Source organism: Streptomyces sp. NPDC042336, assembly GCF_055581985.1.
In genome coordinates this window covers 90,156-102,815 of sequence record NZ_JBVJEA010000018.1, presented here as the reverse complement: position 1 = coordinate 102,815, position 12,660 = coordinate 90,156, and the positions used below count along the sequence as shown (strand labels likewise).

Here is a 12,660-nt window from a genome sequence, read left to right as displayed (position 1 = left end):
CCTCTTACCTTCAACGCGTCGTACTCCGTACGTCATATATGAGACGCGATACGCGAGATCTGATGTCCGAGATCTGTCCGCGCATCCGACGCGAGATTCCGAGAGGCGCGCATGACCTCTGTGCCCACGCCGATCCCCTCCCGCACGCAGTACGTGCTGGAGGAGATCAAACGCCGCATCCTCACCGGCCGGTTGACGCCCGGCCAGGCCTTGGTCGAGACCGACCTCGCCGCACAGTTCGGGGTGTCCAAGACACCGGTGCGCGAGGCGCTCAAGACGCTGGCCGGTACCGGACTGGTCGTGATGAGCCAGTACAAGGGCGTCACCGTGCGCATGGTGGACGCGGACATGGCGCGCGAGGTCTACGACGTCCGGCTGCTCCTCGAGCCCGAGGCGCTCAAGCGCGCCGTGCGCCGCGGTGCTTCCCTGGACGCCGCCCGGGACGCGCTCACCCAGGCCGACCGGGCCACGGACACCGCCGAACGGTCGCTGGCCAACCGCGAGTTCCACCGCGCCCTGTACCTGCCCTGCGGCAACCCGCTGCTCGGCCGGATGCTCGACGAGGTCCGCGACCAGGCGGCCCTCGTCTCCGCGGTCGCCTGGGCAGCCGACCCCTCCTGGGAGCGGGAGGCCGGCGAGCACCAGGAGATCCTCGCCCTCGCCCTCGCCGGTGACGCGGACGGCGCGGCCCGCGCCCTGCACGCGCACATCGCGTCGTTCGTCGAGCGGGCCTTCCCCGAAGCGGGGACCGCGGCCCAGGAAGAGGTCGGTCAGGCATGACAGCGACGTTCGAGACCCAGCGGGCGGCCCTGGCCGACGTGGTGGCGATCCCGGTGACCCCGTTCGCCGAGGACGGCACCGTCGACCCCGCCGCCTACCGGGCCCTGCTGCGTCGTCTCCTCGACGGTGGCATCACGACCCTCACCCCCAACGGCAACACCGGCGAGTTCTACGCCCTCGACCCGGCCGAGCGGCGCCTGGTCACCGAGCTGACGATCGAGGAGGCCGGCGAGCGCGCCGACATCCTGGTCGGCGTCGGCCACGACGTGCCGACCGCGGTCGCCTCCGCACGGCACGCCCGCGACCTGGGCGCCTCCATGGTGATGGTGCACCAGCCCGTCCACCCCTACGTCTCCCAGGGCGGCTGGGTCGACTACCACCGCGCCATCGCCGAGGCCGTGCCCGAACTGGGCGTCGTGCCCTACATCCGCAACGCCCAGCTCACCGGCGCCCGCCTCGCCGACCTCGCCGACACCTGCCCCAACGTCATCGGCGTGAAGTACGCCGTGCCGGACGCCTCCAAGTTCGCCGCGTTCGCCCGCGACGCGGGCCTCGACCGCTTCGTCTGGGTCGCCGGGCTCGCCGAGCCGTACGCGCCCTCGTACTTCAGCGCGGGAGCCACCGGCTTCACCTCGGGCCTGGTGAACGTCGCCCCGGCCGTCTCGCTGAACATGATCGAAGCGCTCCGGTCCGGCGACTACCCGGCCGCCATGAAGGTCTGGGAGCAGATCCGCCGCTTCGAGGAACTGCGCGCCGCCAACGGCTCCGCCAACAACGTCACCGTCGTCAAGGAGGCCCTCGCCTCGCTGGGCCTGTGCCGCCGGGAGGTGCGCCCGCCGAGCAAGCCGCTGCCCGAGGGCGAGCGGGCCGAGGTGGCCGCCATCGCCGCGGGGTGGTCGATATGACGGCCCCGACCGGCCGGAAGTCGCCGGAACAGCTCCGCAGCCACCAGTGGTACGGCACCGACGGCCTGCGCTCCTTCAGCCACCGCGCCCGCACCCGCCAGCTCGGCTACCTGCCCGAGGAGCACCTGGGCAAGCCCGTCATCGCGATCCTCAACACCTGGTCCGACATCAACCCCTGCCACGTCCACCTGCGCGACCGCGCCCAGGCGGTCAAGCGGGGAGTGTGGCAGGCGGGCGGGTTCCCGCTGGAGTTCCCGGTCTCCACGCTCAGCGAGACCTTCCAGAAGCCGACCCCGATGCTCTACCGCAACCTCCTCGCCATGGAGACCGAGGAGCTGCTGCGCTCCTACCCGGTCGACGGCGCCGTGCTGATGGGCGGCTGCGACAAGTCCACGCCCGCCCTGCTCATGGGCGCCGCCACGGTGGACCTGCCCGCGGTGTTCGTCCCCGCCGGGCCGATGCTCCCCGGGCACTGGCGCGGCGAGACCCTCGGCTCCGGCACCGACATGTGGAAGTACTGGGACGACAAGCGGGCCGGCCTCATCGGCGACTGCGAGATGCAGGAACTGGAGAGCGGCCTGGCCCGTTCGCCGGGCCACTGCATGACCATGGGCACCGCCTCCACGCTGACCGCCGCGGCCGAGGCGCTCGGCGTCACCGTCCCGGGTGCCTCCAGCATCCCGGCCGTCGACTCCGGGCACGACCGGATGGCCGCCGCGGCCGGGCTGCGGATCGTCGAACTGGTCCACCGGGACCGCAGGCTGAGCGACATCCTCACCGCCGACGCGTTCGAGGACGCGGTCACCACCGTGCTCGGCCTCGGCGGCTCCACCAACGCCGTGATCCACCTGATCGCCATGGCGGGCCGCGCGGGCGTCACCCTCACGCTCGACGACTTCGACCGCATCGCCCGCACCGTTCCGGTCCTGGCCAACGTCCGCCCCGGCGGACAGACGTACCTGATGGAGGACTTCCACTTCGCCGGCGGCCTGCCCGGCTTCCTCTCCCGCATCACCGACCTGCTCCACCTGGACCGCCCCACGGTCGCGCACGACACCCTGCGCGAGCAGCTGGAGGGCGCCCTCGTCCACCACGACGACGTCATCAGGACCCGCGACAACCCCGTCGCGGCCGAGGGCGGGGTCGCCGTCCTGCGCGGCAACCTCTGCCCGGACGGCGCCGTCATCAAGCACATCGCCGCCGAGCCGCACCTGCTCAAGCACACCGGCCCCGCCGTCGTCTTCGACGACTACAGGACCATGCAGCGCACCATCAACGACCCGGACCTGGGCATCACCGCCGACAGCGTGCTGGTGCTCCGCAACGCCGGACCCAAGGGCGGCCCGGGCATGCCGGAGTACGGGATGCTGCCCATCCCCGACCACCTGCTCAAGCAGGGCGTGCGGGACATGGTCCGGATCTCCGACGCGCGGATGAGCGGCACGAGTTACGGCGCGTGCGTGCTGCACGTGGCCCCCGAGTCGTACGTCGGCGGCCCGCTCGCCCTGGTGCGCACCGGGGACTCCATCACCCTCGACGTCGAGGCGCGCTCCCTCCGGCTCAACGTGGACGACGAGGAGCTGGAGCGCCGCAGGGCCGCCTGGACACCACCGCCCGCCCGCTACGAACGGGGCTACGGCGCGCTCTACAACGAACAGATCACCCAGGCCGACACCGGCTGCGACTTCGAGTTCCTGGCCCGCCCGGGCACGGTGCGCGACCCCTACGCCGGCTGAACCCGCCGACGGCGGGACCCGGCACTCCCGTACCCATCGAGAAAGCGCTTCCTATCAGCTCCGCGAACGCCCCGCACGACGTAGACGTACTAGAACGGAGAACTGTCATGGCCCAAGCCGCAGCCGTGGCGAAACCGCCCGCGCCACCCCGGCGGCGCCGTGCCTCGGCCACGCCGCGCAGGCTCCCGTACCTGCTGATCGGACCGGCCGCCCTGCTGATGCTGGGCTTCATCGCCTACCCGGTCATCAGCGTCTTCTACTACAGCCTTCAGGAGTACAACCCCACCAAGCCGTGGCGGAACGGCTTCGCGGGCTTCGACAACTTCGTCAAGATCTTCACCGACGACCCGGTGTTCTGGGACACCCTCGTCTTCAGCGCCAAGTGGGTCTTCGTCGAGGTCGGACTGCAGCTGCTGTTCGGTCTCGCGCTGGCCCTCATCGTCAACCAGACCTTCGTCGGCCGGGGCGTCGGGCGGGCCCTGGTCTTCTCCCCGTGGGCCGTCTCCGGCGTGCTGACCTCCGCCATCTGGGTGCTGCTCTACAACTCCCAGACCGGCGTCACCCGTTACCTCGCGGACATGGGCATCGGCTCGTACGGCACCAGCTGGCTCTCCGACACCTCGACCGTCTTCTCCGCGGCGGTGGTCGCCGACCTCTGGCGCGGCGTGCCCTTCTTCGCGATCCTCATCCTCGCCGACCTCCAGTCCGTCTCGAAGGACCTGTACGAGGCCGCCGAGGTCGACGGGGCGAGCCGGCTCAAGCAGTTCTGGCACATCACCCTGCCGCACCTGAAGGACGCCATCATCCTCTCCACGCTGCTGCGCGCGGTGTGGGAGTTCAACAACGTCGACCTGCTCTACACCCTGACCGGCGGCGGACCCGCGGGCGAGACCACGACGTTGCCCCTGTACATCGCCAACACCAGCGTCGACGCCCACGACTTCGGCTACGCGTCGGCCCTCACCACGGTCGCGTTCGTGATCCTGCTCTTCTGCTCGATCGTCTACCTGCGGCTGAGCAAGTTCGGAGGCGACAACAAATGATCACCAAGGAGGCCACCGCGGCCGCCCCCGCCCCCGCGCCGGTCGCCCCCGCACCGCCGCGGCCCGGCAGGAAGCGCCCCGCCTGGGACGAGGTGCCCCGCTGGCAGATCTACCTGCCGCTCGGGATCTACCTGGTCTTCACGCTGATCCCGTTCTACTGGATCCTGCTCTTCGCGGTGCGCCCGGCCGGCTCGACCTCACTCGTGCCCTGGCCGATGACCACCGAGCACTTCGAGAAGGTGTGGACCGACCGCGGCTTCGGCACCTACTTCACCAACAGCGTGTACGTCGGGCTCGCGACCCTGGTGATGACCACGCTCGTCGCGCTGGCCGGCGGCTACGCCCTCGCCCGGTTCGACTTCAAGATCAAGCGGGTCTTCATGCTCGCCCTGCTCTGCTCCCAGTTCGTGCCGGGCGCGCTGCTCCTGGTGCCGCTGTTCGAGATCTTCGCAGGGCTCCAGATGATCAACTCACTGGGCAGCGTCATCATCGCCGAGACGGTCTTCCAGCTGCCGCTGTCGATCATCCTGATCAGCAACTTCATCAAGAACGTGCCGTACTCCCTGGAGGAGGCCGCCTGGGTCGACGGCTGCGGCCGGTTCCGGGCCTTCCGGATCGTCGTACTGCCGCTGCTGCGGCCGGGCCTGATCGCGGTGGGTTCCTTCGCCTTCGTGCACTCCTGGAACCACTTCCTGTTCGCCCTGATGTTCCTCAACAACCAGCAGAAGCAGACCATCCCGGTCGGCCTCAACTCCCTGATGAGCGCGGACAGCGTCGACCTCGGCGCACTCGCCGCCGGGGGCATCGTCGCCGCCGTCCCCGTCGTGATCGTCTTCGCCTTCATCCAGAAGTGGCTGATCACCGGCTTCAGCGCGGGGGCGGTGAAGGGATGAGCCCGGTTCCCGTCGTCCTCGCGGGCGCCCGCGGCCACGGCCGCTGGCACGTCGCGAACATCCGCCGCCTGGAGCGGGCGGGACTGGTCCGGCTGGCCGGCATCTGCGAGCTGACCCCGCTGACCGAACAGGAGGCCGGGGGAGAACTCCCCGAGCAGTCCGCCGACTTCGGCGCCCTGCTCGACTCCACCGGCGCCCGGATCGCCGTCATCTGCACGCCGATCCCCACCCACACCGACCTCGCCCTGACCGCCGCCCGCCGGGGCGTGCACCTGCTGCTCGAAAAGCCCCCGGCACCGTCGTACGCCGAGTTCAGGCGGATGGCCGACGGGGTCGCCGAGGCGGGCGTCGCCTGCCAGGTCGGGTTCCAGTCGCTGGGCTCGCACGCCGTACCGGCCATCCGCGAGCTGGTCGCCCGGGGCGCGATCGGCGAGGTCGTGGGTGTCGGCGGGGCCGGGGCATGGGTGCGCGACGAGGCCTACTTCCGCCGGGCGCCCTGGTCGGGCAAGCGGCGGCTGAACGGCGCCGACGTGATCGACGGCGCGCTGACCAACCCGCTGGCGCACGCCGTCGCCACCGCCCTCGCGCTCGGCGGCACCGCCCGCGCCGAGGACGTCACCGGCATCGAGACCGAGCTGAGCCACGCCAACGACATCGAGGCCGACGACACCTCCTGCGTGCGGATCGGCACCGCGCGCGGACACCGCGTCACCGTCGCCGCGACCCTGTGCGCCGAGCACGCCGACGAGCCGTACGTCCTGGTGCACGGCTCAAGCGGACGCGTCACCTTCTGGTACAAGCAGGACCGCGTCCTGCTCCAGCGCGGCGGCCACGGCCCCGAGGAGTTCCACCACGACCGCACCGACCTGCTGGAGAACCTGGTCGACCACCTCACCACCGGCGCACCGCTGCTGGTGCCGCCGGAGGAGACGGGCGCCTTCATGCGGGTCGTCGAGGCGATCCGCCGGGCCCCCGACCCGGAGCCGCTGCCCGACGCCGCCTGGCACCGGGTCCCCGGCGAGCGACGCCGTGTGGTCCCCGGCATCGAGGGCCTCGTGGCCGCCGCCGCCGACACCCTCAGCCTCTACTCCGAACTGGGCGCGCCCTGGGCGCCGCGCACCGAGCACGCCCGATACGAGGTGAGCACCCGATGACCGGCAACGACTCCCCGGTGCTGCGCGTGGCGGGCCGCCCCGTCGCCCGGTACGTGACCCGGCCCGAACTGCCCCACCGGCTCTCCCCGCGCCCTTATCTGCACCCCGTCACCACCCTGGCCGGCACCGCCGTCACCGAGTTCAGCCCCGCCGACCACCTCCATCACCTCGGCGTCGGTGTCGCCGTTCCCGACGTCGAGGGGCACAACTTCTGGGGCGGGCGCACCTTCGTCCGCGACCGGGGGCCGACCGAGCTGGACAACCACGGCACCCAGCGGCACGCCGCCTTCCAGCTCCGCGACCCCGACGGCTTCGTCGAGGAGCTGCGCTGGGTCGCCGCCGGCACCGAGCTGCTGCGCGAGCGCCGGACGGTGGCGGCCACCGAACTCACGGGCGCCGCCTGGGCGCTGGACTTCACCTTCTCCCTCACCAACATCACCCCCCACCCGCTCACCCTCGGCAGCCCCGCCACCAACGGGCGCCCCGGCGCGGCCTACGGCGGCTTCTTCTGGCGCGCCCGCAAGGAGAGCGCGGCGCCCACGGTCTTCACCGCCGACCGGGAGGGCGAGCGGGAGGTGCACGGCGGCCGCGCCGACTGGCTCGCCCTGACCGGGGAGACCTGGTCGCTGGTCGTCGCCGGAGCCACCGAACGCACCCGGCGCGACCCGTGGTTCGTGCGCACCGAGCAGTACCCGGGGGTCGGTTCCTCGCTGGCCCACGACGACCGGGTGGCCATCGCCCCGGGCGACACCCTGGTCCGCCGGATCGTCACCGTCGTCGCCGACGGACGCCTCGACGCCGACGGTGCCGCCGCCCTCGTGCGCAAGGCGGTGAGCCCGTGACCGCCGGGACCGCCCCCGAGAGCGCGGGGACGTACACCAACCCCGTCCTGAACGCCGACTGGTCCGACCCGGACGTCGTCCGCGTCGGCGACGACTTCTACCTGACCGCCTCCAGCTTCGGCCGCGTCCCGGGCCTGCCGCTCCTGCACTCCCGGGACCTGGTCCACTGGACCCTGGTCGGGCACGCCCTGGACCGCCTGGAACCCGAGCGGGAGTTCGCGCGGCCCCGCCACGACTGCGGCGTCTGGGCACCGTCCCTGCGCCACCACGCGGGCCGCTTCTGGATCTTCTGGGGCGACCCGGACCAGGGCGTCTTCCAGGTCAACGCCCCCGACATCCGGGGCCCGTGGACCGCGCCCCACCTGGTCAAGGGGGGCAAGGGCCTGATCGACCCCTGCCCCCTGTGGGACGAGGAGACCGGCGAGGCCTACCTCGTGCACGCCTGGGCCCGCTCCCGCTCGGGGATCAAGAACCGTCTCACCGGCCACCGCATGCGCCCCGACGGCACCGGACTCCTCGACGACGGCAAGGTGATCGTCGACGCCGACCGCCTCCCCGGCTGGTTCACCCTGGAGGGCCCCAAGCTCTACCGGCACGACGGCTGGTACTGGATCCTCGCCCCCGCCGGATCGGTGGAGACCGGCTGGCAGGGCGCCTTCCGCTCCCGCGACTTCTTCGGCCCGTACGAGGAGAAGGTCGTCCTGGAACAGAAGGACACCGACGTCAACGGCCCCCACCAGGGCGGCTGGGTGCGCACCGCGTCCGGCGAGGACTGGTTCCTGCACTTCCAGCAGCGCGGCGCGTACGGCAGGGTGGTCCACCTCCAGCCGATGCGGTGGGACGACCCGGACGGCTGGCCGGTCCTGGGGGACGACGGCGCCCCGGTCACCACGCACCCGCGTCCCGCCCTGCCCCCGCAGCCGCCCGCCGCGCCCGCGGCCGACGACGACTTCCCCGGCGGACGGTTCGGCCGCCAGTGGTCGTGGACCGCCAACCCCCGCGAGGGCTGGGCCACCCAGCACGCCGGGGACGGGCTGCGCCTCGCCTGCGTCCGTTCGGCCGACGCGCACGACCTGCGCCTGGTGCCGAGCGTCCTCACCCAGCGCTTCCCCGGCGAGCCCTCCGTGATCGAGGTCGAGCTGCGCCTGGACAGCGCGGAGCCCGGCGCACGGGCCGGACTCGCGGTGCTCGGCGACGCCTACCGCTGGATCGGGCTCCAGCGGGACACCGACGGGACGGTGCACCTGGTGCACCGGTTCGCCGAGTCGGTGGCCGAGGCCGAGCGGGACGCCGACCGGCCCCGCCCCGCACCCGGGGGACGGGCCCGGCTGCGGATCGAGACGGTCCCCGGGGCGCGCTGCCGCTTCTCCTACGACCTCGGCGACGACGCCCCCGGCGACGGCCCGCATCCCGTCGGCCGGGAGTTCGCCGCCACCCCCTGGCGCTGGGTCGGCGCACTGCTCGGCCTGTTCGCCCTCGCACCCGCCGGACCGGGACCGGCCGGCACCGCCACCTTCACGCGGTTCCGCGCCGGGCCCCACTGAACCCCCACGCTGTCGTTCCACCGCTTCGCCGTTCCACCGCTTTGTTGGATCCAGAAGAAGAGAGCCGACCAATGAGGATCAGCATGCTCAGCAGCAGAGACAAAGGCACAGCCAGGCGCCGGACCTCCGCCGCCGTCGCCCTGGGGGCCGTGCTCGCGCTGACCGCCACCGCCTGCGGTGACGACGGCAGCGGGACGGGCGGCGACAAGGGGGCCGAGGGCAGCGGCAAGGGCAAGATCGTCTTCTGGGACAACAACGGCGGCATCCGCACGGCCGTCTGGAAGGAGATCATCGCCGACTTCGAGAAGGCGAACCCGGACATCGACGTGGAGTACGTCGGCATCGCCGCCACCGAGTACCAGTCCAAGGTCGACACCGCCATCCAGGGCGGCGGCCTGCCGGACGTCGGCGGCGTGACGGCGTCGATGCTCGCGGGCTTCTCCGCCCAGGGCGCCCTGGAGCCGCTGGACGAGCGGCTCGCCAAGTCCTCCCTGAGCGACAAGCTCAACAAGGACATGGTCGAGTCCCTGAAGGCCGCCGGCGGTGGCGACGGCACCCTCTACTCGATGCCCAGCTCCGCCAACAACGGCGTCCTCTACTACCGCACCGACCTGTTCGAGAAGGCCGGGCTGGACGCGCCGACGACGTGGGACAAGTTCTACGAGGCGGCCGAGAAGCTGACCGACACGGGCAAGAACGCGTTCGGCTACACCATCCGCGGCGGCTCCGGATCCATCGCCCAGGCCTTCGACGCGATGTACGGGCAGTCCGGCATCACCTCGTTCTGGGACGCCGACAAGAAGAAGACCACGGTCAACGACCCGAAGAACGTCGAGGCGCTGGAGAAGTACGCGGCCCTCTACAAGAAGGCCACGCCGGCCGCCGACGTCAACAACGACTTCGCCAAGATGGTCGCCCAGTGGGACACCGGCACCATCGGCATGCTCAACCACAACCTGGGCTCCTACCAGGACCACGTGAAGGCGCTCGGCGTCGACAAGTTCCGCGGCATCCCGCAGCCGGTCGGTGCCTCCGGCAAGCGGGTCCAGGTCTCCAACCCGGTCGACGGGCTCGGCATGTTCAAGAGCTCGAAGAACAAGGAGGCCGCCTGGAAGTTCATCGAGTTCGCCACCGCGAAGGAGCAGAACTCGAAGTTCAACGAGTCGGCCGGGCAGGTGCCGTCCAACACCGAGGCCGCCAAGGACGCGTGGATCCAGAAGGCCGAGCCGACGAAGCTGGCGGCCGAGGCGCTGAACGACGGGTCCACGACCATCGTCCAGCTGCCGTACTACCTGCCGGACTGGAACACGGTGTCCAAGTCGGAGAGCGAGCCGGCGTTCCAGAAGGTGCTGCTGGGTGACATGAGCGCGAAGGACTTCCTGGACGATCTGGCCGAGAAGCTGAACGAGGCGCAGGCCGAGTGGACGGAGCAGATGGGTTAGCCGGCTCCGGTTCCGGGTTTCGCCGTGGGCGGTCCGTCGTTCGTCGCGGGCTGCGGGCCGCCCGTGGCTTGTCGCGCAGTCCCCCGCGCCCCTGGGGGACCGCCCCACCCCCTACTGAAAGGCAGACCGGCGTGTCACTCAGCCGAAGACAGGTCACCGCAGCCGCCGTCTCCTCCATTCCCCTGGCGTTCGCCGCCACCGGCACCGCCCGAGCCGGCGGACGCCGTGCCCGCAGCGTCTTCGTCGCCGGGGACTCCACCGCGGCGCAGAAGTACTCCGACGCCGCGCCCGAGACCGGGTGGGGCATGGCCCTGCCCTTCTTCCTCCGCAAGGAGCTGGAGGTCGCCAACCACGCCGTGAACGGGCGGAGTTCCAAGAGCTTCGTCGACGAGGGGCGGCTCGACGTCGTCCTCGGTGCGATCCGGCCCGGCGACCTCCTGCTCATCCAGTTCGCGCACAACGACGAGAAGGACGAGGACCCTGCCCGCTACACCGAGCCCTGGACGACGTACCAGGAGTACCTGCTCAGGTACGTCGACGGCGCGCGGGCCCGCGGGGCGCGGCCGGTGCTGGCCACGCCGGTCGAGCGGCGGCGGTTCGACGCGGACGGTACCGCGCAGCCGAGCCACGGCGAGTACCCGGCGGCGATGCGGGCGCTGGCGCGGCGGGAGGGCGTGGCGCTGCTCGACGTGCAGGCGCTGTCGCTCGCGCTGTGGCAGCGGCTCGGCGCCGAGGGGACCAAGGCGTACTTCAACTGGACCGCCACCGAGCAGGACAACACCCACTTCAACCCGCCGGGCGCGATCGCGGTCGCCCGGCTCGTCGCCCGGGAGCTGCTGCGTGGGCGCGTCCTGGCGCACCGGGACGTGCGCCGGCTGGACCAGGAGATCCCCGAGTCCTGGATCGGCTGGCCCGCACCGGCCACCGCGTAACACCCCGCACACCAACCCGAGAACAAAGGGAGAGCCGCAGCATGAGCACCCGTAGATGGCATGTACATGCCACGAAGAGAGCCGCCGCCCTCGCCGGCTGCACCGCCCTCGTACTGAGCCTGACGGCCGCCACGGCCGAGGCCCGCCCCGGCCACCACCCCCGCGACACCGCCCGGCAGACGCTGCCCGCGGGCGACGGCTGGGCCTCCCACGGCACCGGCACCACCGGCGGCGCCGCCGCCGACGCGGAGCGCGTGTACACCGTCTCCACCTGGGCCGAGTTCAGGGCCGCCCTCGCCGTCGAGGGCACCGCGCCGCGGATCATCAAGGTCGAGGGCACCGTCGACGCCGTCTCGGAGGGCTGCGAGGCCTTCGCCGCGCCCGGCTACGACTTCGACGCCTACCTGGAGAAGTACTCCCCGGAGAGCTGGGGCAGGGAGACCGACCTGAGCGCCGAGCCCGACGACAGCCCCGAGGGCCTGCGCCGCGCCTCCGCCGCCGAACAGGACCGGTCCATCAAGGCGAACGTCCCCTCCAACACCACCATCGTCGGCGTCGGCCGGGGCGCCGCGCTCAAGGGCGCCAGCCTCCAGATCAAGGACGTGGACAACGTCATCGTCCGCAACCTGACCTTCGAGAGCCCCGTGGACTGCTTCCCGCAGTGGGACCCGACCGACGGGGACAAGGGCAACTGGAACTCCGAGTACGACAGCGCCGTCGTCCACGGGTCGACGCACGTGTGGCTGGACCACAACACCTTCACCGACGGCGAGCACCCCGACAGCGCGGCGCCCACCTACTTCGGCATGCTCTACCAGCAGCACGACGGCCAGCTGGACATCGTGAAGGGCGCCGACTACGTCACCGCGTCCTGGAACGTCTTCACCGAGCACGACAAGACCATCCTGATCGGCAACAGCGACAGCGAGTCCACCGCCGCCGTCGACCGCGGCCACCTGAGGGCGACCTTCCACCACAACCTGTTCAAGAACCTCGTCGAGCGCGCACCCCGCGTCCGCTTCGGCCAGGTCGACGTCTACAACAACCACTTCGTGGCCTCGGACGACTACGCCTACAGCTTCGGCGTCGGCAAGGAGTCCGCGCTGGTCGCCGAGTACAACGCCTTCACCCTGCCGGCCGGCGTCAGCCCCGCGAAGGTCCTCAAGCGCTGGAACGACTCGCCGCTGAGCGCCGCGCACAACCGCGTCAACGGCCGCGGTGTCGATCTGATCGCCGCGCACAACGCCGAGAACCCGGACGTCCCCCTGCGCACCGGCGCGGGCTGGACGCCCACGCTGCGTACCAAGGTCCTCCCGTCCCTGGCGGTCCCCTTCGTCGTCGACCACGGCGCGGGCGCCGGCCGGCTGCGCTGACCCGTCCCACGAACCG

The 12,660-nt window shown here is 71.7% G+C and carries 11 protein-coding genes; all 11 read left to right on the top strand.

Annotated features, from left to right (window positions below):
• Positions 1-111 precede the first annotated feature (111 nt).
• The 11 genes from ACZ6IM_RS30600 to ACZ6IM_RS30550 all read left to right on the top strand — a co-directional run bounded on the left by ACZ6IM_RS30600 (position 112) and on the right by ACZ6IM_RS30550 (position 12,644).
• Complete coding sequence (locus tag ACZ6IM_RS30600) at positions 112-780, top strand: GntR family transcriptional regulator (protein ID WP_052841867.1); 669 nt, start codon at positions 112-114, stop codon at positions 778-780.
• A complete protein-coding gene (locus ACZ6IM_RS30595) occupies positions 777-1,685 on the top strand; it encodes a dihydrodipicolinate synthase family protein (protein ID WP_052841866.1) in 909 nt (302 codons plus the stop codon). The genes ACZ6IM_RS30600 and ACZ6IM_RS30595 overlap by 4 nt, the downstream gene beginning before the upstream one ends.
• A complete protein-coding gene (araD, locus tag ACZ6IM_RS30590) occupies positions 1,682-3,421 on the top strand; it encodes an L-arabinonate dehydratase (protein ID WP_469560858.1) in 1,740 nt (579 codons plus the stop codon). The genes ACZ6IM_RS30595 and araD overlap by 4 nt, the downstream gene beginning before the upstream one ends.
• Before the next feature lie 107 nt (positions 3,422-3,528).
• Positions 3,529-4,464 carry a carbohydrate ABC transporter permease gene (locus ACZ6IM_RS30585; protein WP_052841864.1) on the top strand — a complete coding sequence of 312 codons (936 nt, stop codon included), beginning with the start codon at positions 3,529-3,531 and terminating at the stop codon, positions 4,462-4,464.
• Positions 4,461-5,357 (top strand): carbohydrate ABC transporter permease, encoded by an 897-nt coding sequence (locus ACZ6IM_RS30580; RefSeq protein ID WP_052841863.1) that lies wholly within the window; start codon positions 4,461-4,463, stop codon positions 5,355-5,357. The genes ACZ6IM_RS30585 and ACZ6IM_RS30580 overlap by 4 nt, the downstream gene beginning before the upstream one ends.
• The gene (locus tag ACZ6IM_RS30575) at positions 5,354-6,511 is read left to right on the top strand and encodes a Gfo/Idh/MocA family protein (RefSeq protein WP_052841862.1); all 1,158 of its coding nucleotides are present in this window, start codon (positions 5,354-5,356) and stop codon (positions 6,509-6,511) included. The genes ACZ6IM_RS30580 and ACZ6IM_RS30575 overlap by 4 nt, the downstream gene beginning before the upstream one ends.
• Positions 6,508-7,353, top strand: coding sequence for a DUF6807 domain-containing protein (locus ACZ6IM_RS30570; protein ID WP_469560853.1), 846 nt, complete (start codon positions 6,508-6,510; stop codon positions 7,351-7,353). The genes ACZ6IM_RS30575 and ACZ6IM_RS30570 overlap by 4 nt, the downstream gene beginning before the upstream one ends.
• Entirely contained in the window at positions 7,350-8,897 is a 1,548-nt protein-coding gene (locus tag ACZ6IM_RS30565) for a glycoside hydrolase family 43 protein (RefSeq protein ID WP_469560850.1), read from the top strand. Before ACZ6IM_RS30570 ends, ACZ6IM_RS30565 begins: the two co-directional genes overlap by 4 nt.
• Before the next feature lie 71 nt (positions 8,898-8,968).
• Positions 8,969-10,339 carry an ABC transporter substrate-binding protein gene (locus ACZ6IM_RS30560; protein WP_052841859.1) on the top strand — a complete coding sequence of 457 codons (1,371 nt, stop codon included), beginning with the start codon at positions 8,969-8,971 and terminating at the stop codon, positions 10,337-10,339.
• A 131-nt stretch (positions 10,340-10,470) separates the two neighbouring features.
• Positions 10,471-11,271, top strand: a complete 801-nt coding sequence (locus tag ACZ6IM_RS30555; protein ID WP_469560847.1) for a rhamnogalacturonan acetylesterase — start codon at positions 10,471-10,473, stop codon at positions 11,269-11,271.
• 41 nt (positions 11,272-11,312) lie between these two features.
• Complete coding sequence (locus ACZ6IM_RS30550) at positions 11,313-12,644, top strand: pectate lyase family protein (RefSeq protein WP_469560844.1); 1,332 nt, start codon at positions 11,313-11,315, stop codon at positions 12,642-12,644.
• Positions 12,645-12,660 lie beyond the last annotated feature (16 nt).